This is a genomic window from Arcobacter thermotolerans (assembly GCF_983172305.1).
In genome coordinates this window covers 89,404-115,086 of the sequence record NZ_CFAFZJ010000008.1, presented here as the reverse complement: position 1 = coordinate 115,086, position 25,683 = coordinate 89,404, and the positions used below count along the sequence as shown (strand labels likewise).

23 protein-coding genes are annotated in these 25,683 nt (G+C 28.7%); 13 read left to right on the top strand and 10 right to left on the bottom strand.

Annotated features, from left to right (window positions below; all coding sequences use genetic code 11):
- The 4 genes from AC5LG6_RS07745 to AC5LG6_RS07730 form a co-directional block, all read right to left on the bottom strand.
- Window positions 1–758: serine hydroxymethyltransferase (locus AC5LG6_RS07745; RefSeq protein WP_498586145.1), on the bottom strand; the 758-nt coding region annotated here is incomplete at its 3' end.
- A gap of 15 nt (window positions 759–773) precedes the next feature.
- Window positions 774–2,300 carry a lysine--tRNA ligase gene (lysS, locus tag AC5LG6_RS07740; protein WP_422167481.1) on the bottom strand — a complete coding sequence of 509 codons (1,527 nt, stop codon included), beginning with the start codon at window positions 2,298–2,300 and terminating at the stop codon, window positions 774–776.
- 11 nt (window positions 2,301–2,311) lie between these two features.
- The gene (locus AC5LG6_RS07735; protein ID WP_187472193.1) at window positions 2,312–3,001 is read right to left on the bottom strand and encodes a CvpA family protein; all 690 of its coding nucleotides are present in this window, start codon (window positions 2,999–3,001) and stop codon (window positions 2,312–2,314) included.
- Between the two features lie 58 nt (window positions 3,002–3,059).
- Window positions 3,060–5,123, bottom strand: coding sequence for a PAS domain-containing sensor histidine kinase (locus tag AC5LG6_RS07730; RefSeq protein WP_498586144.1), 2,064 nt, complete (start codon window positions 5,121–5,123; stop codon window positions 3,060–3,062).
- Window positions 5,124–5,232: 109 nt separating this feature from the next.
- Here AC5LG6_RS07730 and ispG point away from each other — a divergent pair, with 109 nt between their 5' ends.
- The 8 genes from ispG (at window position 5,233) to AC5LG6_RS07690 (ending at window position 14,696) form a co-directional block, all read left to right on the top strand.
- On the top strand, window positions 5,233–6,294 hold the full coding sequence (gene ispG / locus AC5LG6_RS07725; protein WP_066164057.1) for a flavodoxin-dependent (E)-4-hydroxy-3-methylbut-2-enyl-diphosphate synthase: 1,062 nt from the start codon (window positions 5,233–5,235) through the stop codon (window positions 6,292–6,294).
- On the top strand, window positions 6,294–7,742 hold the full coding sequence (locus AC5LG6_RS07720; protein WP_066357963.1) for a replicative DNA helicase: 1,449 nt from the start codon (window positions 6,294–6,296) through the stop codon (window positions 7,740–7,742). Before ispG ends, AC5LG6_RS07720 begins: the two co-directional genes overlap by 1 nt.
- Before the next feature lie 64 nt (window positions 7,743–7,806).
- Window positions 7,807–8,202, top strand: coding sequence for a type II secretion system protein (locus AC5LG6_RS07715; protein WP_066152147.1), 396 nt, complete (start codon window positions 7,807–7,809; stop codon window positions 8,200–8,202).
- 63 nt (window positions 8,203–8,265) lie between these two features.
- Window positions 8,266–9,369, top strand: coding sequence for a DegT/DnrJ/EryC1/StrS family aminotransferase (locus AC5LG6_RS07710; protein WP_498586143.1), 1,104 nt, complete (start codon window positions 8,266–8,268; stop codon window positions 9,367–9,369).
- A complete protein-coding gene (locus AC5LG6_RS07705; protein WP_498586142.1) occupies window positions 9,363–10,352 on the top strand; it encodes a Gfo/Idh/MocA family protein in 990 nt (329 codons plus the stop codon). The genes AC5LG6_RS07710 and AC5LG6_RS07705 overlap by 7 nt, the downstream gene beginning before the upstream one ends.
- Window positions 10,353–10,543: 191 nt before the next feature.
- Window positions 10,544–12,646 carry a TonB-dependent receptor domain-containing protein gene (locus tag AC5LG6_RS07700; RefSeq protein WP_498586141.1) on the top strand — a complete coding sequence of 701 codons (2,103 nt, stop codon included), beginning with the start codon at window positions 10,544–10,546 and terminating at the stop codon, window positions 12,644–12,646.
- Window positions 12,647–12,795: 149 nt separating this feature from the next.
- Window positions 12,796–13,455: a hypothetical protein gene (locus tag AC5LG6_RS07695; protein ID WP_498586140.1), complete on the top strand. Its 660-nt coding sequence runs from the start codon at window positions 12,796–12,798 to the stop codon at window positions 13,453–13,455.
- Between the two features lie 20 nt (window positions 13,456–13,475).
- Complete coding sequence (locus AC5LG6_RS07690; RefSeq protein WP_498586139.1) at window positions 13,476–14,696, top strand: PepSY-associated TM helix domain-containing protein; 1,221 nt, start codon at window positions 13,476–13,478, stop codon at window positions 14,694–14,696.
- 102 nt (window positions 14,697–14,798) lie between these two features.
- Here the strand turns inward: AC5LG6_RS07690 and kcuS are convergent, their stop codons facing one another.
- From kcuS to AC5LG6_RS07675, 3 genes are all read right to left on the bottom strand, one after another.
- Window positions 14,799–14,996, bottom strand: a complete 198-nt coding sequence (gene kcuS / locus AC5LG6_RS07685) for a KCU-star family selenoprotein (protein ID WP_066153041.1) — start codon at window positions 14,994–14,996, stop codon at window positions 14,799–14,801.
- Between the two features lie 2 nt (window positions 14,997–14,998).
- Window positions 14,999–17,098: a carbon starvation CstA family protein gene (locus AC5LG6_RS07680; RefSeq protein WP_260875277.1), complete on the bottom strand. Its 2,100-nt coding sequence runs from the start codon at window positions 17,096–17,098 to the stop codon at window positions 14,999–15,001.
- A gap of 205 nt (window positions 17,099–17,303) precedes the next feature.
- A complete protein-coding gene (locus AC5LG6_RS07675; RefSeq protein WP_066218638.1) occupies window positions 17,304–17,945 on the bottom strand; it encodes an adenylate kinase in 642 nt (213 codons plus the stop codon).
- 128 nt (window positions 17,946–18,073) lie between these two features.
- On the opposite strand from AC5LG6_RS07675, the gene AC5LG6_RS07670 reads away from it, so the two are divergent.
- The 3 genes from AC5LG6_RS07670 to AC5LG6_RS07660 are packed head-to-tail and all read left to right on the top strand — an operon-like array spanning window position 18,074 to window position 20,054.
- Window positions 18,074–18,646, top strand: a complete 573-nt coding sequence (locus tag AC5LG6_RS07670) for an adenylate kinase (protein ID WP_498586138.1) — start codon at window positions 18,074–18,076, stop codon at window positions 18,644–18,646.
- A gap of 15 nt (window positions 18,647–18,661) precedes the next feature.
- The gene (locus AC5LG6_RS07665; protein WP_434273014.1) at window positions 18,662–19,420 is read left to right on the top strand and encodes a competence/damage-inducible protein A; all 759 of its coding nucleotides are present in this window, start codon (window positions 18,662–18,664) and stop codon (window positions 19,418–19,420) included.
- The gene (locus tag AC5LG6_RS07660; protein ID WP_434273013.1) at window positions 19,413–20,054 is read left to right on the top strand and encodes a virulence RhuM family protein; all 642 of its coding nucleotides are present in this window, start codon (window positions 19,413–19,415) and stop codon (window positions 20,052–20,054) included. The genes AC5LG6_RS07665 and AC5LG6_RS07660 overlap by 8 nt, the downstream gene beginning before the upstream one ends.
- 5 nt (window positions 20,055–20,059) lie before the next feature.
- On the opposite strand, the gene AC5LG6_RS07655 is transcribed toward AC5LG6_RS07660, so the two are convergent.
- Window positions 20,060–21,223 carry a MalY/PatB family protein gene (locus tag AC5LG6_RS07655; protein ID WP_498586137.1) on the bottom strand — a complete coding sequence of 388 codons (1,164 nt, stop codon included), beginning with the start codon at window positions 21,221–21,223 and terminating at the stop codon, window positions 20,060–20,062.
- Window positions 21,224–21,346: 123 nt separating this feature from the next.
- On the opposite strand from AC5LG6_RS07655, the gene AC5LG6_RS07650 reads away from it, so the two are divergent.
- Window positions 21,347–22,474, top strand: a complete 1,128-nt coding sequence (locus tag AC5LG6_RS07650) for an iron-containing alcohol dehydrogenase (RefSeq protein WP_498586136.1) — start codon at window positions 21,347–21,349, stop codon at window positions 22,472–22,474.
- 34 nt (window positions 22,475–22,508) lie between these two features.
- Here AC5LG6_RS07650 and AC5LG6_RS07645 read toward each other — a convergent pair whose 3' ends face one another.
- Both AC5LG6_RS07645 and uvrC read right to left on the bottom strand, forming a co-directional pair.
- Window positions 22,509–23,540, bottom strand: a complete 1,032-nt coding sequence (locus AC5LG6_RS07645; RefSeq protein WP_498586135.1) for an alanine racemase — start codon at window positions 23,538–23,540, stop codon at window positions 22,509–22,511.
- Window positions 23,533–25,374: an excinuclease ABC subunit UvrC gene (gene uvrC, locus AC5LG6_RS07640; protein WP_498586134.1), complete on the bottom strand. Its 1,842-nt coding sequence runs from the start codon at window positions 25,372–25,374 to the stop codon at window positions 23,533–23,535. The genes AC5LG6_RS07645 and uvrC overlap by 8 nt, the downstream gene beginning before the upstream one ends.
- 100 nt (window positions 25,375–25,474) lie before the next feature.
- Between uvrC and AC5LG6_RS07635 the strand changes: the two genes are divergently transcribed.
- The gene (locus AC5LG6_RS07635) at window positions 25,475–25,666 is read left to right on the top strand and encodes a hypothetical protein (RefSeq protein ID WP_141052280.1); all 192 of its coding nucleotides are present in this window, start codon (window positions 25,475–25,477) and stop codon (window positions 25,664–25,666) included.
- The last annotated feature ends 17 nt before the right edge of the window (window positions 25,667–25,683 follow it).

Below are 25,683 nucleotides of genomic sequence, written 5' to 3'. Positions count from 1 at the left end.
GAGTTAATTTTTTTAGCAATCTCTTCATCATTTGTCATAATCATACCACCCCTTGGACCTCTTAAAGTCTTATGAGTAGTTGTTGTTACAACATGAGCATGAGGGAATGGAGATTGATGTTCTCCAGCAGCAACAAGTCCTGCAATATGAGCAATATCAGCAAATAAAATAGCTCCAACTTTATCAGCTATCTCTCTAAATCTTTTAAAGTCAATCTCTCTAGCATATGCACTAGCTCCACAAACAATAATCTTTGGCATAACAGCTTTTGCAATATCTTCTACTTTATCATAATTTATTCTTCCATCAAGTTCAACACCATAGTAAAATGCAGAGTAGTTTTGCCCTGAAAAGCTTGGTTTACTTCCATGAGTTAAATGTCCACCATGAGATAGATCCATACCTAATATTTTATCACCAGCTTTAAGTAGTGCTGCATAAACTGCACCATTTGCTTGAGATCCACTATGAGGTTGAACATTTGCATATTTACAACCAAATATTTTACAAGCTCTATCAATTGCTAGTTGTTCTACTTTATCAGCTTGTTCACATCCACCATAATATCTTTTATATGGATAACCTTCAGCATATTTATTTGTAAATACAGAACCCATTGCTTGCATAACAGCAGGAGATGTAAAGTTCTCACTTGCAATCATCTCAAGATGGTTTGTTTGTCTTTTTAGTTCTGCTTCAACTATTTCAAATACTTCTTTATCAGCTACTTCTAAATTATCGTTTGTTATGTAGTTCATCTCTTTCTCCAATTTTTATTTTTTTTCTTCATTTTCATCTAATAATAGATCAAAATCTTGTTTTACTGGTTTCATTGCAGGAAAAAGTAAAACATCTCTTATAGAGTGTTGATTTGTAAGCATCATTACAAGTCTATCAATTCCTATTCCTTGTCCTGCTGTTGGAGCCATACCATATGATAAAGCATTTACAAAATCCTCATCCATCTCATGAGCTTCATCATCTCCACTATCTTTTGCTGCCATTTGTCCTTCAAATCTTTTAAGCTGGTCAATTGGATCATTTAACTCACTAAATGCGTTTGCAATTTCACGTCCAGCAATAAATAGTTCAAATCTATCTGTCAAATGTGGTTTTTCATCATTTCTTCTAGCAAGAGGTGAAATCTCAACTGGATACTCTGTTATAAATGTAGGATTAATAAGTTTTGCTTCAACAAATTCATCAAAAAGTTCACCTTGAAGTTGTCCTAAATTTAATTTAGGATTTGCTTCAAGTTTATTTTCTCTTAAAAACTCTAAAATTTTCTCTTTATCTTCAACAATATTTTTTGGAACACCACCAATTTCGTATAAAGATTGAATAAGAGGTATTTCACTAAAATTTGTAAAATCTACTTCAAATTCTCCATAAGGTAAAGTCGTAGGAAGATTTAAGTTTTTAAATAGATATTCAAAATACTCTTTTGTAAGAACTATTAAATCTTTATAAGTTTTATATGCCCAATAAAATTCAATAGATGTAAATTCAGGATTGTGAGTTGCATCCATTCCTTCATTTCTGAAGTTTCTATTTATTTCGAAAACTGCTTCAAATCCACCAACAATTAATCTTTTTAAATATAATTCAGGTGCAATTCTTAAAAATCTATCAATTCCTAAAGCATTGTGATGAGTTACAAATGGTTTTGCATTTGCTCCACCTGCAATTGGATGCATCATAGGAGTTTCAACTTCTAAAAAACCTTTGTCTTCAAAAAATCTTCGTGTTAAACTTATAACTTTACTTCTTGTGTGAAAAGTATCTCTAACACTACTATTCATAATTAAATCTAAGTATCTTTGTCTATATCTTAGCTCTTTATCTTGTATTCCATGAAATTTCTCAGGAAGTGGCGAGATAGCTTTTGTAAGAATTGTTAAATTATCAACATGAAGCGAAAGCTCACCTTGTCCTGTTACAAATGGGTAACCACTAACTTCAATAATATCTCCAACTTCAATATATTTTTTGAAAATATCATTATAAAAATTCTCTTCTAAATTATCTCTAGCAACATAAACTTGAAGCATTCCACTTTCATCTTCAATTTTAAGAAAACTAGCTTTTCCCATAAGTCTAAAAAACTTAATTCTTCCAGCTATCGTAAAACTTCTATTCTCATCTCTTTTTGTTTCAAGATTAAAAATATCTTCATTTTTTATTAAATAATCTTGTATACTTAACTCTCTTTTTGTCTCATTTGCATACGGATTTATTCCTAAATCCCTTAAATTTTGAGCTTTTTCTATTCTTTGTTGTATATATTTATTTTCAAACAATTTTTAAATCCTTATTCATCTTTATTTCTAATATCTTGCAACTTCTCTTTTGTACTATCAAAATCTTCTTTTAAATTATCAAGTTGCTCTACACTCTCTTTTATATCATTTAAAGCAGGTTCTACACTCTGTTTTGTCTCTTCAATGCTATTTTGTATTGAAATTGAACTATCTGTTGCATTTTGAATAGTTTTATCAATACTATTTACAACTGCTGTTGTATCAAATTTTATTATGTAAGAACCAACACTAAGTAAATGAGGCATCATAAAAGATTTACTAAACTTTTCATCTATTACTTTTTTAAATGATCCTACTTGATTTAGTGAATAAGCAATAACAGAGAAAATAAGGAAAATTTTTAACATTCCAAATATAAGTCCAAATATTCTATCAACAATTCCTAAACCACTTGCACTAAATATTTTACTAACAACAACACCAGCACTATAAACAATAAGCCAAACTGCAACTAAAGAAACTACAAAACCTATTAGTTTTATTGTTGATTGATTTTCTATTACAAGAATAGGAGCTAAAAGTCCACCAACTTCTGTTGAAATTCTTGATGCCACAAAAATAGCACCAACAATACCAACTATTCCGAAAACTTCTTTTATTAAACCTCTAAAAAGTCCTTTTAAACCAAGTAATAGTGTAATAAGTATAATAACTAAATCAAAAACTTCAATATCTTGCATATAAACAATCCTTCTTCAATAATCCGTGCATTTTACCCAAAAAAGATAAAATAAAAGTTTAATTAAAATTTATATTAATACTTAAACCTTTGAGTTTTTTATTTTTGTGCTTAAACTCTTCATTTTTGAACTCTATTTCAAATTCAAGATTTCTTGTAAAAAATTCATTTACCGTAAAAAGACCTAATCCTACACCAAAAGATTGGTGTTTTGTAGTAAAATATGGTTCATATATTTTTGATAATATATCTTCTTCAACTCCATCTGCACTATCTTTTATTGATAAAACTTTATTTGAAAAGTTGATTAGAATATATCTATCTTCTTTATTTTTGTTATTAACTAAAGCATGAATTGAGTTTTCAATAATATTTAAAATAGAGTCAGAAAAATCACTTTGACTACAGCTTAAAATAAAATCTTCATTGTGTGTAAATTCACAAACAATAGAGTTTTCTTCAAATATAGTTTCACAAAATAGTATCACATTGTTTACCATTTCAACCAAAGAGTTGCTTGAAACTGTTTCATCTTTTTCAAAAAAGTTTGAGAAATTTTCTATTGTTTTTGATAGTTTTTTTGTATTAAAAATAATTTTATCACAAGATAGTAAAATATCTTTTGTGTTTAGCTCTTTTATCTCTTCTTTTAATTTCATTCCACTTGCTATTGTGCTAATTACGCTTAAAGGTTGTCTCCAGTGATGAGCTATACTATTTAGGGTATTTTCAATAGCATTTATTTTTGATTGTTGAAATAGAATTCTTTGTTCATTTTGCTCTTTTTCAAGTTGTAAAATTTCATTTGTGACATCAATAAAAGTAACAATAACTGATAAATCAATTTTTTCATTAGAAGTTTTTACACTAAAATGTCTTAGTTCTTCTTTTGAATTTTTTATAGCAACTTTGAAGTTTTTATCTTGATTTTCAAATATATATTCAACCCAATTTTTACCATTATAATCTTTATTTATAATATAATCATCTTTTTCTAAATCTTCAAAAGTATAACAAATACAAATATATTTTTTTTTAAAATCTTCAAGGTCTTTAACCGAAGGAAAAAATTTTAATAGTTGTTTGTTTGCATCTATTATCTCTTTTCCATTTGTAATTATTACAATATTTGGTTGCGAGTTTAAAAGAATTTTGTTTTTACTATTTTGATATTTAATATCTCTTAAATAATATACTAAAATAGCCGTAAATAGTATAATAAGTGCGATAACTGTTCCTAGGGTAGTTTGAATTTTTATATGTTTTATATTTTCAAGATTTATACTTTTTAACTCCATAAAATTTATTATATATGCTAAATTTTTTTTATTTTCATCAAAAAGTGGATATTTTGAGATTAAATAACCATTTTCTATTATAAATTTATCTATATTTATATATTTTTCAACGCCATTTTCTTTTATATAGTTGTATAAATTCATATCAACATTTTCATTTGCAATATAGTAATCATCTATGAAAAGTTTAGATAAAAGAGGATTTGTCAAATTTTTTCTAATACTTTTATCTCCTATTACAACAGGAGAAATATTGTTTTTTACTAAATCTTCAGTGATCGAATCAAAATGTGTAACAACCTCTAATGCTCCATAAAAATTATTGTTTTCATCAAAAATAGGAGTTCTTGCTTTTATTCCTATGTTAAAAAGTCCAGCACTAATAGAAGTTGAAATATTTTTCAAAGTTTCTACTTTTTTTAAGTCAGGTCTAAAGTTAAGACTACCTCTTATATTTGTCCACGACCTATATACACTATTTAAGTTACTATCAAAAATTTGAATCCAGATGTTTTTATACTTTGAATTTGTCTCTATAAGTTTTGCAATTTTTATATAATTTAATTTTTCAAAATCTTTATTTTTTAAGTGTGTATATAAAGTTTCATCTTTAGATAATGATATTGCAATAGACAAAGATGTGTTTTGTTTGTCATTTATTAAGTTTTGTGTTTTTTCAAAAATATTTTTATGTGTAGTTTCATATATTGAGTTTAGTAGTTCTTTTTGTTTTTTATTTATATAATAATTTGTTAATATTATTGCAAAAAAAGTTGAAACAATAAATGCAAGGATAATTAAAAATATATTTCTTTTTTTGTTCAAAACTATTTTCTTCTTCTCTTTTAAATCTAAGTTACAAGGATATAAAATAATTTCTTATTTATAAATTAAACTTCACTTTTATTTAAACTATTTTAGATAAAATCCCAAAATGATAAAAAGATACCCAACAAAACAAATATATGTAGGAAATGTTCCTATTGGTGGTGATGCACCAATTAGTGTTCAGTCAATGACATTTACAAAAACATCAGATGTAGAAGCAACAGTTGAGCAAATAAAAAAACTTCATTTTGCAGGAGCTGATATTGTAAGAGTTGCTGTTCCTCATCTTGAGGATGCTCAAGCTTTAAAAGAGATAAAAAAACAAGTTGATTTACCAATCGTTGCTGATATTCACTTTCACTATAAGTTAGCTTTAATTGCAGCTGAAGTGGTTGATTGTATAAGAATAAATCCAGGAAATATTGGAGATAAAAAGAGAGTAGCAGAAGTTGTAAAAGCTTGTCAGGCTAGAAATATTCCAATACGAATTGGAGTAAACTGTGGAAGTTTAGAAAAAGAGTTTGAAGATAAATATGGACAAACAGCACGAGGTATGGTTGCAAGTGCTGAGTACAATATAAAATATCTTGAAGATTTGGGTTTTACAGATATAAAAGTATCTTTAAAAGCTAGTGATGTTCAAAGAACAGTTGAAGCTTATAGACTTTTAAGACCTATGAATAACTATCCATTTCATTTGGGAGTAACAGAGGCTGGAACACAGTTTCACTCTACAATTAAATCATCAATTGCACTAGGGAGTTTACTTCTTGATGGAATAGGTGATACATTAAGAGTTTCAATGACAGGAGAGCTTGAAGAAGAGATAAAAGTAGGACGTGCTATTTTAAAAGATTTAGGTATTTCAAAAGAGGGTTTAAATATTATATCTTGTCCTACTTGTGGAAGAATTGAGGCTGATTTAGTAAGTGCAGTATCAGAGATAGAAAAAAGAACAGCACATATAAAAACTCCTCTTGATGTTTCTGTTATGGGATGTGTTGTAAATGCTATTGGAGAAGCAAAAAGTGCTGATGTCGCTATTGCTTTTGGAAAAGGAAGTGGGCTTGTTATGAAAAAAGGCGAAATAATAGCCAAATTAAGTGGAGATGCTTTAATAAACAAGTTCGTTGAAGAAGTTGAATTTGAAGCAAAAAGAAAAATATAATGGATAGCATTTATAGTATAAACATTGAAAGAGCAGTTTTAAGTTCAATCTTCTTTAACCCTGAAGAGCTTGAAGATGTTTTAGGAGTTTTAAAACCAAAAGATTTTTATCTTCCTGCCCATAAAGCTATATTTGAGGCAATAGTTAAACTTCATAGTGAAGATATGCCAATTGATGAGGATTTTGTAAGAAATAGGGTAGATAAAAAAGATGTAAATGATGGAGTTTTACTTGAAATTTTGAGTGCAAATCCTATTACAAATACAGCCGCTTACGTAAAAGAGATAAAAGATGCTTCTGTAAAAAGAGAGTTAGCAACACTTGCAACAACTATAAAAAAAGTTGCTATTGAAGATGAAATTAGTGCAAATGAAGCTTTAGATACTATTCAAGGTGAGCTTTACAAAATATCTACAAATAGTGCTACAAGTGAGCTAAAAGATATGCAAACAGTTACAAGTGATACTTTAGCATATATCGAAAAGATGAAAAAACTAGGAAATAGATATTTAATTGGACAAACAACTGGTTTTGAAGCACTTGACAAAAAAACAACAGGTTTTAATGAAGGGGATTTAGTAATAATTGCAGCACGTCCAGCAATGGGTAAAACGGCACTTGTTTTAAATATGGCTTTAAAAAATGTAGAACAAAAAAAAGGAGTTATATTCTTTTCGCTTGAAATGCCAGCTGAACAGTTGATGTTAAGAATGCTTGCAGCAAAAACATCTATTCCTCTTCAAAATCTTAGAAAAGGTGATATGGATGATAAAGAGTGGTCTATTTTAAGTGCTGCTTTTGATGATTTAAACTCAAAAAAACTCTTCGTTGATGATGGTGGAAGTATAAATATTAATCAGCTTCGAGCAAGAGTGAGAAAATTAGCACAAATTCAAGAAAATAATATTAGTCTTGTAATTATTGATTATCTTCAACTTATGCAAGGACTTGGAAATAAAGATAGACACCAAGAAGTTTCAGATATATCTAGAGGTTTGAAAATGCTTGCACGTGAGCTTAAAATTCCGATTGTTGCACTTTCTCAACTTAATCGAGGACTTGAAAGTAGACCCGATAAAAGACCAATGCTTAGTGATTTAAGAGAATCTGGAGCAATCGAGCAAGATGCTGATATCATAATGTTTGTTTATAGAGATGATGTTTATAAACAGCGAGATGAAGCAAGAAAAGAGAAAGAGGCTAAAGACAAAGGTGAAGATTATAAATCTAAATTTATAGATAAGCCAATTGAAGAGGCTGAAATAATTATAGGGAAGCAAAGAAATGGACCAATTGGTACAGTAAAACTAGATTTCCATAAAGCCTTGACTAAATTTATTGATAAAGATAATGAACACTATGGGCAAGCCCCTATAGAAGTTGTTTTTGAATCAGTAGCAGATGTACAAAAAGAGACAAAAATAGATTTCCCTGATGGAGTTTTATAAAATAATACTTTTTTAAGTTATAAAAGTTTAAAATCAATACAAACTTTTACACAAGGAAAATGTTATGAAAAGGGCTTTTTCTCTAATAGAGATTATTTTTGTAATTGTGATTTTAGGGATAATTGTCTCTTTTGCTGCTCCAAAACTTATGGATACAAAAGATAGTGCTCTTGTTTCAACTTTGAAAAGAGATGTAAATACTGCTATAAACTCTATTCAAAGTTACTATTTATTAAATCAGAAAATTGAAGATATTAAAGATGCTATAAATATTGGTGATACAAATTGGGATATAGAAAAACTAAAAATGAGTGATAAAAACTCTTGTATCAAATTGGAAATTAAAAAAAATCAAAATATTGTTTCTATTGATCTTCAAGTAGATAGTGCAAAAGATAGTACTATTTGTAAAAAAATAAGAGATAGTGGATTGGTTTCAAAGGTTTATGAAGTTTACTAAGCATAACAAATATTAAGTGATTTTTAAGTACAATTCGCGTTATTTTTTTACTTAAGGAAACAAATGCAAATAGATTTTGCCAACTTAAAAATCCAACACAACCTCTATAAAGAAGAGATAGAAGAGGCTATTTTAAAAGTAGCACGAGATTGTAACTTTATAATGGGTTCTCAAATAGATGAACTAGAAAGAGACCTAGAAAAGTTTACAGGTTCAAAATACGCAATATCTTGCTCAAGTGGAACAGATGCTCTTTTACTTGCTATGATGGCTTTAGATATACAACCAGATGATGAAATTATTACAACTCCTTTTACCTTCTTTGCAACAGCAGAAACAATAGCTTTTCTTAAAGCTAAACCAGTTTTCGTTGATATTGATGAAAAAACATATAATATAGACCCAAAAAGAATAGAAGAGAAAATCAGTTCTAAAACTAAAGCTATTATCCCAGTATCTCTTTATGGACAACCTGCTGATATGGATGAAATAAATGAAATAGCTAAAAAACATAACCTTAAAGTAATTGTTGATGGAGCTCAAAGCTTTGGATCTACTTATAAAGGTATAAGCGACTCAAACCTTGGTGATATATCTTGTACCTCTTTTTTCCCTGCTAAACCATTAGGTTGCTATGGTGATGGTGGAGCACTCTTTACTAATGATGAAAAACTTGCAGATAAAATAAAATCTCTTAGACTTCATGGACAAAGTATAAGATACCATCATCAATATATTGGTATGGGTGGAAGACTTGATACTATTCAAGCAGCAGTTCTTAATGTAAAACTAAAATACTATGAAAAAGATTTAAAACTAAGACAAGATGTAGCAGAAAAATATACAAAAGCACTAAATGAAAAAAATATAGAAACACCTTTCGTAAAAAGTGATAGAACATCAGCTTGGGCACAATACTCAATAAGAGTACAAAATAGAACTGAACTACAAACAAAACTTCAAAACCTAGGAATTCCAACAGCAGTACACTACCCAATGCCTCTTCATGTACAAGAATGCTTTAAATACCTAAATCTAAAAGAAGGAGATTTTCCAATCTCAGAAAAAGTGTCAAAAGAGATAATGAGCTTGCCAATGAATCCATATGTAAGTGATGAAGAGATTGAGTTTATTGTGGAAAATTTAGCAAAAGAGCTAAGATGCTAAATGTTGCACTTGTAGGATTTGGTTATTGGGGACCAAATATTGCAAGAAATATAAATAATAATCCAAATTTAAATCTTCATACAATTTGCGATATGATAGATGAAAATCTGGGAAAAGCACACAAAATATATGCATCTTCAACAAACTATGAAAAAGATTTTAATAAAGTTTTAGAAGATAAAACTATAGATATAGTTGCTATTGCTACACAAACTAGTAGCCACTATTATTTAATAAAACAAGCACTATTGGCTTTTAAAAATGTATATGTTGAAAAACCTTTTACTGCTACTTTACAAGAGGCACAAGAGCTTGAAGATTTAGCAAAAAAGCAGAATAAAATTATACATATAGATCATATTATGATTTTTCATCCAGCAATAAAAAAAATAAAAGAGATAATTTCTAGTGGTGAAATAGGAGAAGTTTTATTTATAAATTCAACTAGAAAGAGTTTAGGACAATTTAGAAAAGATGTAAGCTCTATGTGGGATTTAGCTGTTCATGATTTATCTATAATAGACTATTTGATGGATGGTAAAAATCCAACAAGTATAAAAGCAAGCGGTGATAAATTTTATAATCCAAAAGAGAGCATTACATTTGTAAATCTAAAATATGAAAACTTTTCTGTGCATCTTGAATCAAACTGGTTAAGTCCAATAAAAGAGAGAAATATTACTATTGTTGGCTCTAAAAAAATGCTTGTTTATGAGGATTTAAAATTAGAAAACAAACTTACAGTTTATGAGAAAAATGTAGAAGTTGTAAGTGGAGAAAATATTACAGATGAAAATTATTTGGTAAAAACAAATGAGCTTGGAACTTATTCTCCATATATAAAACCAGAGGATGCTTTATATAATAGTATCGAACATTTTAGAACTTCAATTATAAATCAAACACAATCTTTATCAAATCCATCTCAAGCAATAAGAGTTCATAAAATTCTAGAAATTGCAGATAATAATATGAATATGTAAGATTTAATCTTGCATATTTAAAAAACATTTTAATAATCACTATCAATTTTATCTTAATTTAAGAAAAAACCATTAATATTTTATTTCCTTTTTGTTAATTATAATAATAATTATCAAAAATAAAATAGATTTCTCCTAAAATCTATTTTACTAAATTAAAGTCGAAAAAGAAAATATGGAAAAGGAATGAAATGAGAATAAAAATGGCACTAAGTGTAGCTTCTATTTTAGTTACACAAAATTTACTTTTGGCAAATGAGACTACAAAACTTGATGATGTACAAGTTGTAACTTCTGCTTCAGGATATGAGCAAAAAATTACAGATGCACCAGCATCAATTTCAGTTATAACTCAAGAAGAGTTAAAAAAGAAAAAATATTCTAATTTGGCTGAAGCTATTGAAGATGTAGAAGGGGTTGATGTAAGAGATGGTGTTGGAAAAACAGGTGGTTTAAATATTAGTATTCGTGGTATGGGATCTTCTAATACTTTGATTCTTATAGATGGAAGAAGACAAAACTCTTCTGGAAATAATACTCCAAATGGATTTGGAGAAACATCTGGCAACTTTTTGCCACCACTTGCTTCTATTGAAAGAATTGAAGTTATAAAAGGACCTATGAGCACACTTTATGGAGCTGATGCAATGGGAGGAGTTGTAAATATTATTACAAAAAAAGTATCAAATGAGTGGACTGGAAATATAAATGTAGATCAAACACTACAAGAGAGTTCACAATTTGGAAATAGTAACAATCTAAATATGTATGCTAGTGGACCAGTTGTAAAAGATTTATTAGGTTTGGCTTTAAGAGGAAACTACTATAATAGAGAAGCTTCAAATATTAAATATGGTGATGGAGAAGTTGTTAGTACTAGAGGACCATCCCCAGTTGAAGGTACAAACTGGTCTCTTGGAGGAAAATTTACTTTAACTCCAAATGATAGTAATGATATTTATCTTGATACTTTTACATCAAAACAAAAATATAATAATGATAAATCTCAATTAGGAACATTACCTGATGCTACAAAAGATTATGGCTATAAAGAAGATTTAAGATTTGAAAAAGAAGAAATTACGTTAGGTCATAATTCAAGATTTAGTATTGGTACTTTAGAGTCAAGTATCATGAAAAGTAAAACAGAAACATTAGGTAGAACTATTCCAACAGAAGCGACTCTTAAATTAACAAATTTAGTAGCAGGAGATAATAGAGAGTTAAAAAATGAAGATATTGTTTTGGATACAAAATTTACAACAGATATTTTAAATAAAAATATTATAACTGTTGGTGGACAATATTGGAATTCTGAATTAAAAGATGGATTAATAGAAGGTAAACTTAAGCAAGATTTATGGGGATTGTTTATAGAAGATGAAATATCTATTTTGGACTCTTTAAGACTTACACTAGGTGGAAGATATGACCATCATGATAAATTTGGTGGACATTTTAGTCCTAGAGGATATTTAGTTTGGGATACTACAGATAATTGGACTATAAAAGGAGGAGTGAGTACAGGTTATAAAGCTCCAAGAGTAGATCAACTTTATGATGGTATAAATGGTGTTACACGTCAAGGTAAAAATTTAACATATGGTAATCCAAATTTAACTCCTGAAGAATCAACAAACTATGAAACAGGAGTTTATTATAATGCAGATAATGGGTTTGCTGTAAATGCTACAATTTTTTATAATGACTATAAAGATAAAATAGAGAGTGAAAGCTTTGTTGATGCAGGAGGGGTTAGTTCTACTAGACCAATAAATATTGGAAAAGCTGAGACAAAAGGTTTAGAGTTTGGAACAAATATTCCTATAATTGAAAGCTTAAATTTAAAGGCTAGTTACACATATATGGAAAGTGAACAAAAAAATGGAAAAAATAAGGGAGAACCTTTTGCCAATACTCCAAAACACTCTTTAAATGCAACTTTAAATTGGGACATAAATGCAAAACTATCTACTTGGCTAAAAGGTGAATATAAAAGTGCTAGACAAGTATTTACAGAAAAATATGAAAATCTAGATGCTGCAGATAAAGCTAGATATGATCAAGTTGGAACAGAGATAAAAGCTTATGAGCTATTTCATTTAGGTACAAACTATAAATGGAATAAAGATTTAACTTTTAGTGCAACAATATATAATCTATTTGATAAAAACTTATATAAACATGAGCCATATACTTATATGGACAAAGGAGTATCTAAAACATCATATGCAGATACACATGCAAACTTAGAAGGTAGAAGACTTTGGTTAGCAATGAATTTAGCTTTTTAATACAAACAACTAAAAATATTTAAAAGATAAGTAGATTTCTACTTATCTTTTTTTATTTACACTTATATTTTAATACCAATTATCAGTTTTGTTAAAGTGGTGTTAAAATTAGTTTGTTACTATAAAAACTTAAAAATAGGAGTTAAAAAATGAAAAAATTAGTTTATGGTGTTTTAACATCAGCAATATTATTATCAAATGCAAATTCGCATGAAATTTGGATAGAAAAAGATAAAAAAAATGAAGCAAATATTTTTTTTGGAGAGTTTGCAGATGGTCAAAAAGAGGGGGATAAATTTTTAGATAGATTAAAAGTAGATACTTTTTATCCAAAAGATATAGTAAAAAATATCACTAGAAAAGAGAATAGTATAGTTGTAGGTTTGTCAAAAGATAGCGATTTGATTTTGGTAGAAACTGGAGAACCTAGATTAAATAAAAATACACAAGTAACAGCTAGAAAAATAAGTTATGCAAAAACAGGCAGAACAAATACAGATACTTTGACTAATCTTGATTTAGTTCCAGTAGAAAAAAATAGTAATACTTTCAAGCTATTATTTGATAAAAAACCAATGTCAAAAACAAAAGTGACAGTTGTATCTCCTACAAAATGGGAAAAAAGTTTTTATACAAATGAACAAGGAGAAGTTACAATTTCTACACCTTGGATTGGAACATATCTTTTAGAAACTAGTTTTGAAGATAATTCAAAAGGTGAAGTGGATGGAAAGCCTTTTGATAAAACAATACATGCAATTACTTACACTATAAAAGTAGAACAAGGTTTACCTTGGGAAACTAAATAATAAAAATATAGAGGTAAATTATGCATAAAACATTTTGGTTTCAACTTCATTGGTTTGTTGGAATAGTTTTTGGACTTACTTTATTTATTATTGGAGTTTCAGGAGCTATATTATCTTATGAAAAAGAGATTTTACAAGCTATAAATAAGGATACATATTTTGTAAATATTCCACAAGATAAACAAATATTATCTACAAAAGAGATTTTAGAAAAATATCAAACAGAAAATCCAGATTCAAAGATAAATAGTGTCTCTTTTTCAAGTGATAAAAGTTCTAGTGTAGTTTTAAATATCGCTTCAAAAGATCCTAAGCAAAGAAAAGGGGAGAGTATATATTTAAATCCTTATACAGCTGAGGTTTTACCTCAAATTGAAGGAAAAGATTTTTTTATGTTTTTCTTTAAACTTCATAGATGGCTAACATTTGAAGGAGATACTCAGTGGATTGGGAAAAATGCAGTTGCCCTTGCAACTATTGCTTGTATAATTTTAACTATTGGTGGAGTTATAGTTTATTTGCCAAGAGTTAAAAATAATTTTTTAAAAAGTTTTACTTTTAGTTTCAAATCTAAAAATAGAGCATTTTTATCAACAATGCACAGTGCTATTGGTATGTGGATTGTTCCATTTTTCTTACTTTTATGTTTAACTGGTCTTTATTGGTCGTATGATTGGTATAGAAGTGCAATGTTTACTGTTATGCAAGTTGAACAACCAAAAAGAGCTGAACAATTAGCACAAACACAAGAAGATAATAAAGAAAAAGAACAAAATAAAACTCAAAATAATGATAAATCTAATTTAAATAGACAAAATAAGATAGAAAGTATATCTTATGAAAATGCTCAAAAAGTAGCAGATATTTTTAATCAAAATGTTTCAAGGGATTATAAAAATGCAAATTTGAGACTTACTCCTTCAAAAGATGGTATATATACAATTTCATATTTGTATGCAGATGCAACACATTTTAGAGAGTCAAACTCTATGGAAATTGATCCAAATAAATCTATAGTTGTAAAAGAAGCAAAATTTGAAGATAAAAAATTAAATGAACAGCTTATGAGTAGTATGTTACCACTTCATAGTGGAGAATATTTTGGCTGGATTGGACAACTGCTTATGTTTATTGCTTCAAGTCTTATGGCTTTGTTTGTAATAACTGGATATATCCTATATTTTGATAGATGGAAGAAAAAAAGAGCAAAAGCTTTAAAAGAAAAACAAACTATTTTATAGTTTATTAGAATAAATAAATTAACTATTTTAAAGATAAAAAAAAGGCTTAGAACAAAAGTTCTAAGCCTTTTTATGTTTAGTAGAAACTCTACTCTTAAAAGTTTAACAACACTTTTTAAAACCACCAGTATTGTATTTTCTATCTAAAGACTCATTAAAAAACTCGCCTCTAGTTAAAACTTTCTTATCTGGATGAACTCTTTTCATATGCTCAAGATATTTCTCATAGCTAGAAAGCCCCACAAGAGGGTGAAAAAACTTTTCAGATTTTTCATAGAATTCTTTGATTTTTCCAAACACATTTAAGCCTTTTGAAGAGAATCAAGTCTTACATAAGGAGTCTCTTTTAAAGGTATTTTTATTCTTCCAAAACAAATCCCTAAAGTTGCAATAATTACTAAAGTAGTTGCAAACATAAAGAACACTGCTAAAACAGCATTAACTATATTTGAATTTTTTAGTTTATTTGCAATAGCTATATCAGCTTTTGCTTTATTTATATCAGCTTCTACTGTTAAAGTAGGAATTTTTGCTTCTAAATCAGCGATTTTTTTGATTTGAATTTGTGCAGTAGCAACGTGACTTACAGCATTATGAACTCTATCACCCTCTTTGAAAGGTAATACTTTTTGAATTCCACCATACATAGTAGCTATTAAAACAAATGTTGCAGGTAATACTGTAACCCAAGTATATTTTGCTTTACCCATTTTGTATAGTATTGCAGTTGCAAGCATTAAAGCCATACCAGCTAGCATTTGGTTACTTACACCAAATAGTGGCCATAATGAATAAATTCCACCTCTTGGATCAATAGTTCCTTGATACAGAAAATATCCCCAACCAGCAACACTTAAAAATGTAGCTAAAATACCAGCTGCATAGTTATTTGTATTTCCTAAAGGTTTATAAACATTTCCTAGCATATCTTGAACCATAAATCTACAAGCTCTTGTTCCTGCATCAACAGCAGTTAAAATAAACAGAGCTTCAAAAAGAATAGCAAAGTGATACCAGAATCCCATCATATCTACTCCACCAAAAATTTCATGAAGTACAAGTGCAACCCCAATAGCAAAAGTAGGAGCTCCTCCAGTTCTTGATAAAATTGTCTCTTCACCAATATTTTTTGTAAGTGTGAAAATTTCTTCAGGAGTTACACTAAATCCCCAAGTAGAGATTGTTTGAGCAACTTGTACAACATCTGTTCCTATAAATACAGCAGGAGAGTTAATAGCAAAATAAAGTCCTGGATGTAAAATTGTCGCACAAATTAAAGCCATGATAGCAACTGCACTCTCCATTAACATAGAACCATATCCAACAGGAAGTGCATGAGTCTCATTTTCTAACATTTTAGGACTTGTTCCACTTGAAATTAGAGCATGGAAACCACTAATAGCACCACAAGCAATAGTAATAAATAAAAATGGGAATATTGCTCCTGCAAAAACAGGACCACTTCCATCAAAATATTGTGTATTCATTTTTGGCATTTGAATATCTGGAGCAACAATAACAATTGCAATAGCCATAAGTACAATAACACCAATTTTTAAGAAAGTTGATAAATAATCTCTAGGAGCTAATAAGAACCAAACTGGTAAAACAGCAGCTATAAATCCATAAGCCATCATTATAAATGCTAAAGTTGTAGCATCAAATGTAAATACTTGTTTCCAATAAGGGTCAGCTGCAATGATACTTCCATAATGAATAGCTAAAATTAGAAGAATAAAACCTATAACTGAAGCTTCTCCAACTTTTCCAGGTCTTAAATATCTCATATAAATACCCATGAAAATTGCAATTGGAATAGTCATAGCAATAGTAAACAGTCCCCAAGGAGATTCAGCAAGAGCTTTTACAACAACCATTGAAAGAATCGCTATGATAATTAGCATAATACCAAATATAGCAATCATAGTAACACCACCAACAAATGTTCCTAACTCTTCTTTTATAATTTCACCTAGTGATTTACCATTTCTTCTTGAAGAGATAAATAAAACAACAAAGTCATGAACAGCACCTGCAAATACTCCACCTACAAGTATCCATAGCATCGAAGGTAAATAACCCATTTGAGCTGCTAAAATTGGACCTACAAGTGGACCAGCTCCTGCAATTGCTGCAAAATGATGACCAAATAAAACAGATTTATTTGTCGGAACAAAATCTCTTCCATCATCATTTATCATAGCTGGAGTTGCTCTGTTTTTATCAAGTTCTAAAACTTTATAAGCAACAAATCTTCCATAAAATCTATATGCAATCATATAGATACAAACAGCTGCTACAACTAAATACATAGCTGAAACAGTTTCTCCTTGCTGTAAAGCTAAATAACCAAAGCATGCCGCTCCAATTATTGCTATTACACCCCATAAGAGTTTATTCATAGCGAATCCTTTTTTAAATAAAATCTTTTAAGTTTACTCTTAAAAAAATAAAACATTAGTTAAATAATTTAAATAAATGATACTATTTAGGACTAATTTATAAATATTTACACAATTTATACACAATAATTTAGAATAGGAATAAAAATTAAAAAAGAGCTATTTGCTCTTTTTTAAAAATAGTTAGTTTTGATAGAAGAATTATTTATGAAAGAGCGTTTATCATATCTTTTGTAACTTCTGATACATCTTTTGTACCATCAAGTTCCATAAACACACCCATTTTTTTATAAAAATCAATTAGAGGTGCTGTTTGAGAGTGGTATGCTTCAAGTCTGCTTTTTACAGTTTCTGCATTATCATCTTTTCTAATAGTTAATTCTCCACCACAATAGTCACAAACACCATCTTTTTTTGAAGGATTAAACTCAACATGAAAAGATGCTCCACAACCAGAACAAACTCTTCTTCCTGTAATTCTTCCTACAATTAAGCTATCAGGAACATTTAAAGAGATAACTTTATCAAGTTTAATTTTCATATTTTGCATAAGTTCACTCAAAGCTTCAGCTTGAGCCAAAGTTCTTGGGAAGCCATCAAGAATAAATCCATTTTTACAGTCAGATTCAGCTAATCTATCTTTGATAATTCCAATAATTGTTGAATCTGGAACTAATTGCCCAGCATCCATAAATTTTTTTGCTTCCATTCCCATATCTGTCTTATCAGCAATTGCAGCTCTTAAGATATCTCCTGTTGAGATTTGTGGGATATTGTACTTCTCAATTAGAAATTTAGCTTGAGTTCCTTTTCCAGCTCCTGGTGCTCCAAATAGCATTAAATTCATATTTATCCTTAAAATTTTTTCGCTTATTGTAGTAAAAAAGGATTTAATAGTAGATAAGTTATAGATAGTAGATTAGGAATTTAATCGATTTTTGATACAATAATCCCTTTAAAAATAAAAGGAAATGAATGAAAAAACTATTTTTAATTATTGGGGCACCTGGAAGTGGAAAGACAACAGATGCTGAACTTATAGCAAAAAGACACGAAAATATAACTCACTATAGTACAGGCGATATGCTAAGAGCTGAGATGGTAAAAGATAGTGATATAGGAAAAGAGATAGCAAAATATGTAAATGCTGGAAATATAGTACCAATTAAAATAGCTATACAAACTATAGTAAATGCTATAAAAAATGCTCCAACACCTACAATAATAATAGATGGATATCCTAGAAGTTTGGAGCAAATGAGTGCTTTGGATGAGTATTTGAAAAATGAAAAAGAGCTAGAGCTAATATCTTGTATAGAGGTAGTTGTAAGCGAAGAAGTTGCAAAAGATAGAGTGCTTGGAAGAAATAGGGGAGATGACGATAAGGTTGAAGTATTTAACAATAGAATGAGTGTATATATTGAGCCTTTAAAAGCTATTCAAGATTTTTATGAATCAAAAAATATTTTGAAAAAAATAGATGGAGAGCGAACTATAGAAGAGATTGTAGATGAGATGGAAAAATTCATTTTGTCAAAAATAGTTTAAAAAAGATTTTAATAAGTGAAAAATAGAGTAAATTTTTATAGCGTAATTATTGGAACTGAACTTTTAAATGGCAGAAGAAAAGATGCTCACTTTGCATTTTTAAATCAAGAGCTTTTAAAGCGTGGTTGGGAGCATAAAGCATCTTTTGTGATTGAAGATGATAAAGAGTTGATGCTAAAAATATTTAATCTTATTAAATCTGATGAGCATAGTGTGATGTTTTGTTTTGGTGGAATTGGAGCAACTCCAGATGATTTTACAAGGCAAATAGCTGCAGATGCTTTTACAAACTCACAAATGGAGTTTCATGAAGAAGCAAAGAAAAGAATAGAAAATAGATTTAAAGATGAAGCTTATCCTCATAGAGTAAATATGGCGTATTTGCCAATAAATGCAAAACTTCTAAAAAATGTTGTAAATGATGTAGCTGGGTTTTATTTAGAAGATAGATTCTTTTTTACACCAGGATTTCCATCTATGAGTCAAAGTATGGTTTTGGAGGCTTTGGATAGACACTACACAAAATCAAATATCAAAAAATATAGAAAAACAGTGACAATTGTAAGTAGTGAAAATGACTTAATAGAAGTTATGAAAAGAATTCCAACACACCTTGAGTTTTCATCCTTGCCAAAGATTATTGGAAATGAAAGAAGAGTTGTAATATCTGTTGCTGGATATAATCAAGATGAGGTAAATTTTGCTTTTAAACTCTTTTTGGATTTTTGCCTTGAAAATAAAAAAGAGTATGTCTTGGAAGATATAAATGGATAAACAAATACGAAATAGTACAGCTGAATTTTTAATTTTTACTTCTCAAAATAAAGAAGATAGTATTGAGGTAAAAGTATTTGATGAAACGGTTTGGCTTACTCAAAATATGATAGCACAGCTTTTTGAAAAATCAGTATCAACAATAAATGAACATATAAAAAATATTTATAAAGAAAAAGAACTTTCAGAAATTGATACTATTAAGAAATTCGGAAATTCCGAATTTGCTAAAAAGCCAACAAATTATTATAACCTTGACCTTATTATTTCAGTTGGATATAGAGTAAACTCAAAAAAAGCTACACAGTTTAGACAGTGGGCTACAAGTGTATTAAAAGAGTTTGCTATAAAAGGATTTGTTCTTGATAAAAAAAGACTAGAAAATGGCTCATTTTTAGGTCAAAACTATTTTGATAGATTACTTGAAGAAATAAGAGAGATAAGAGTTAGTGAAAGAGTGTTTTATCAAAAACTAACAGATATTTACTCTACAAGTGTTGATTATAACAAAGATGATGAAACTCCAGTCTTTTATGAAAATTGTACCCATCCTTTAGCTGGAAAAAGTAATGAAATTACTTCAAAAACTTGTAATGAAGATAATGATTTTTGTCCATATAATGAAGTAAATTAAAATTCTTATTGTGAAGATTCAACAGCTCTTTTCATACCCTCTAAAGCCTCTTTTAAAATCTCAAGAGGTGTTGCTATATTTACTCTTATAAAATTATCACCATTTTCTCCAAAAGTTACTCCTGAGATTACTCTTACATTTCCAATCTCTTCTAGTTTTTTTGTAAACTCTTTTGAGTCCATATTAAGAGAGCTTATATCAATCCATAGTAGATATGTAGCTTCTGCTTTCACTACTTTTAGGTTTGGGATATTTTTTGCTATAAAATCTTCCAAAAAGTTTTTATTTTTTTCAAGATAAATAAGTAGTTCAAAAAGCCAATCTTCACACTCTTCATAAGCACTAATCAAAGAGTAAATTCCAAAAACATTAACTCCTTTCATCTCATTTTTGCTAAGAGTTTTGTCTAATTTTACTCTTAAATCTTTATTTGCTGCAACTATATTTGAGGCTTTTAAAGAAGCAATATTAAATGTCTTACTAGCACTTGTACAAGTAATAGAGTTTTGTTCAAAATCTTTATTTATAGATGCAAAAGGTGTGAAGATATAATCTTTGAAAACCAAATCCCTATGAATCTCATCACTTATTACCAAAACACCATATGTTAAACACAACTCGCCCAATTTTTGCAACTCATCTTTTGAAAAAACCTTCCCAACAGGATTGTGCGGATTTGATAATATAAATAGTTTTGGTCTATCATTTTTTATTTTCTCTTCAAAATCAACAAAATCTATCTCATATTTTGCATCTTTATATATCAAATTGTTTGTGATAACTTTGCAATCATTGTTTTGTATAACTATATTAAAGTAGTGATAAACAGGCGATTGAATTAAGATTTTGTCATCTTTTTGACAAAAAGTTTGAATAATTGCACTTAAAGATGGAATTACTCCAGCTGTTGGAATAATATGCTCTTTTTTTATCTCATAGTTAAATCTTTTTTTCCACCAACTAATCTCAGCTTCAAAATACTCATTTGGAACCATTGTATATCCAAAAACTGGATGCTTTGCTCTTTTTATAATAGAATCCACAATAGGCTTTGCAACTTCAAAATCCATATCAGCAACCCACATAGGAATCACTCCATCTTTTGTAGTATCCCATTTATAGCAGTCTGTATTTTTTCTATTTACTACTTTATCAAAATTGTATTTCATCTATTGCCTTTAAAAAATTATTCAAAATAGCTTTTATTATACAAGATTATGATTTATATAGGGTTTTGTTAATTTATTAGATAAAGAGAAATATAGATAAAATTTCAAAAAAAGGAGCAAAATATGGAAAATTTTAGTTTTTGTAATCCAACACAAATTGAGTTTGGAAAAGATAAAGAGAAAAATATTGGAAAATATATAAGCCAAAACGGAGTAAAAAAAGTTTTATTAGTTTATGGAAGCAAAAGAGTTATAGAAGATGGACTTTTTGATGTAGTAATACATAGTTTAAAAGAAAATGGTGTAGATTTTATAGCTTTTGGTGGAGTTGTAAGTAACCCAATATTAAGAACTATTCAAAATGCCATAAAAATTGCGAAAGATGAACAAGTAGATGGAGTTTTAAGTCTTGGAGGAGGTTCTGTTTTAGATAGTTCAAAAGCAATAGCTGTTGGAACTTTATATGATGTTGATGTTTGGGATTTCTTTTTAGGTAAAGAGCAAATAAAAAAGGCTCTACCTATTTTTGACATAATTACTCTTGCTGCAACTGGAAGTGAGATGAATGGATATGCAGTTGTTACAAATGAAAAAACAAAACAAAAATTTAGTATTTGGTCACCTTTGGTTTATCCAAAAGTTTCAGTGATAAATCCAGAACTTCAAAAAAGTGTTTCAAAAGAGTATTTGGTTTATTCAGCTACTGATGTAATCGCACACACTATTGAAGGTTATTTTACAGCAAAAGTTCAGCCAAAATATATGAGTAGGCAAGTTGAAAATATCATAAAAACAGTTATTGAAACAACTGAAATTTTAATAAAAAATCCAGATGATTATAGTGCAAGAGGAGAGTTTGCTTGGGCTGCAACAAATGCTTTAAATGGTACAACAACAGTTGGAACAGCTGGTTTTTCTTTTCCAAATCACTTAATAGAACACGCACTTTCAGCACTTTACAATGTACCTCATGGAGCAGGGCTTAGTGTTATAATTCCAGCTTGGGCAAAGTGGTATTATAAACAAAATGAGGCTCAGTTTGTTAGATTTGCAAAAGAGATTTTTGAAAAAAGCACAGCTCTTGAAGGAATTGAAGCACTTGAGAGTTGGTTTAATAAAATAGGAACTCCTACAAGATTAAATCAATTTGGATTAGATAAAAGTAATATTTCGGATATTATAGAAAATTTATCATATCAAAATGATATAGGAAAAGATGATTTAGAAAAGATTTTAAGTAATGCTTTATAGTATAGATTTATAGTAAAAAAAGAGTTAGATAGTTTTAAACTATCTCTCTTTTTATGTTCTCTTTTAAGCTACAAGTTATTTCATAAGTTATTGTGTTGTGAATTTTAGCCAACTCTCTTACATCATCAAAAAGACAAACTTCTTCTTCATCACTATTTATAGATAAGTTATCCATAGAAACACGACCTAAAACTTGAAAACCTTTTGGTGTTGTGTAGTTGTGATTTTCATTAAGCCTTAAAAAACCATCTCCATAACCTACATCGTAAGTTGAAACTATCATATCAGTAGTAGCTGTGAATTTCCCACCATAACCAACGCTTTGATTCTTTTTCAAAGTTCTAGTTGCCATTTTTGAAGCCCAAAGACTCATTACAGGTTTAAGTTTTGGAAAATCAAATGGCAAATCATCTTCTAAATATCCATAAGTTGCAATTCCTGCTCTTGCAAAATCTTCATTAAGTTCTTCGAAATTTTTTTCTCTAAAAAGTGCAGATGAGTTACAAGAGTGAAAAGCAGGGAGTGGTAGAAAAAGTTTTTCACATACCTCTTTTACCTTAGTTTTTGCTTTGGAAAAAAGTTCTTTTTGGAAGAAAAAACTTGTTGATAATTCATCCGCTCCTTTATGATGTGTGAAAACCCCTGTAATATTGGCTTTTTGTTTCAAAAGCCCTAAAATAGCCACTTCTATATCATCTATTGATATTCCATTTCGGTGCATTCCCGTATCTATTTTGATATGAACATTACTATTTTGTGGGATTTTTTCTATGTTTTCAAGTGTGTTTAATGCTATGTGAAAAGTATGTGAATAGTTGTGAAAAACATTAGGAGCTAGGATTAAAATATAAGAAAAATAATCCTTTATTTTTTGCGCATCTTCAACACTTCTTACAACTGCTTTTTTAATACCAAACTCACATGATAGTTTTGCAATTTCAACTATTCCATGACCATAGGCATTATCTTTTAAAACTACAGCAACTTTTTCTTTGTTTGTTGCTTTTTGGCTTATTGCTTCTAGATTATAAAAAAGGTTATCCTTGTTTAATAATATTCTAGCCATTCTCTTCCTTTCTAAAATAATCAAATATATTTTTTGCATCAACTTCATTTAAAACAGCTTTTAGCTCTTCTAAACTTGCATTTTTTATCTTTTCAAACTCTCCAAAATATAGAAGAAGTTTTTTGATTTTCGCTTCACCTATTCCATTTATTTGTAAAAAGGATATCTCTTTATCCTCTTTTCTTTTTTGTTTTTTATGAAAACTTATAGCAAATCTATGGGCTTCGTCTCTTTGTCTTTGAATAAACTGTAATCTTTTATCACTTGTAAGAAGATTTAAGCTTTTGTATTCACCATTTTTTCTAAAATGGACTATATCTTTCGCATTTCCTTTTGCTCTATATGCTTTGGCATCTACTTTTTGTTTTGAAATTGCAATAATATCTAAATTTACCCCAATACTTTGTACAATATCAAATGCTAGTTTTAGCAAAGTTTCTCCACCATCAATAATCCATAAATCAGGAGCAGGATTTTTTGAAAAGCTTTCAACTCTTCTTATTAGCATCTCTCTCATTTGTGAATATTCATCTTTTGATTCAAGGTTATAGTGTCTAAAAGCTTTTTTATCAAAAGAGCCTAAATTTTCATTCCAAACAATCATAGCTCCAACTGTTGCTTGTCCCATCAAATGTGAGTTGTCAAAACTTTCTATTAAACTAGGAGTTGTTTGTAGGCAAAATAGTTCTTTTAACTCTTCATATATAGTTGTTTGATTTTTTGAAGCTTCAATTCTTAGAAGTTCATCACAATTGTTTAATGCAATCTTTACAATGCTAGCTTTTTTATCTATTTTTGGATTTATTACTTTTATTTTTTTATTAAATCTTTTATATAAAAACTCTTCAATGTCATCTAAATCCAAAATTTCATCAGCTACAATAATCTCTTTTGGAATAATTGGAAGTTCATTTGAGTAGTAGTTTACAATTGCTCTTTTATATGCTTCATTTAAATCAAACTCTAAATCATCATTTATCTTTATAAAATCATAATTTGAAGATGCAAGTTTTCCATCTCTTATAAACATTCTTACAATCACAGCTTTTTTACTAGCAGATTTTATAGCAAATATATCCAAATCTTCATTTGTTGCTAAATCTATACCTGTTTTAATTTCAGATTTTTCAATAGTTTTTACTCTATCTCTTAAATTTAAAGCATCCTCAAAACGAAAATCATCTGAATATATTTTCATCTTCTCTTTTAGTTTTGATAAAAGTTTTGATTTATTATATATATAGCTTAAAGCTTCATCTAAAAGTTTTTTATACTCTTCTTTTGTTATTTTTTGCTCACAAGGAGCTTTACATTTTCCTATTTGGTAAAATAGACAAGCACTCTTTCCTTTTATACAAGATTTTTTTTGTACCAATGGAACTATTTCATATATGCTATCTAACATATCTTTTGCGCCACTTGAGTATGGACCAAAATATTTTATATTTTTACCTTTCTCTATTTTTCTTGTTATTTCAAGTCTTGGAAAATCCTCATTTAAATCAACATAAATATATGGATAGGTTTTATCATCTCTTAAAAGTACATTGTATTTTGGTTTTAGTTGTTTTATTAAAGAGTTTTCAAGTATTAAAGCATCATGTTCATTTGGAACAACAATCCACTCTACAAAAGTAGTTTCACTAATCATTTTATATATTCGTGGACTTAGTTTATCAGCAGGTAGTAGTTTTGGTGTAAATTTGAAATAAGATTTTACTCTATTTTTTAAAACTTTTGCTTTTCCAATATATAGTAAATGACCGTTTTCATCAAAATATTGATAAACACCAGAATCATTTGGTAACTCTTTTAATTTCTCTTCTAAATTCATTTTGAAATAGTAGCTAAAAAGAGTTTTTATAGAGTTTATAGGCTATTTTATTGCTAGAAAATGGAATGATCGTAAAAAAGAGTTTAATTGAAAAACAAGTGTGCAGGCAAAAAATATAAATACAAAAAGAACTTCTTCTAATTTAGAAATAGCTAAAAAAGAGGTAAAACCTTTAAAAAAAGAGAAAGATAAATCTAATTTATCGTCTAAAGAATCTGAAAATATTAAAACAAAATCTAAATTTGAAGTTATTAGTGATAGTAGTTCAAATGATGAGTGGGAAAGTTTTTAAGCCTAATTCGAAAGATA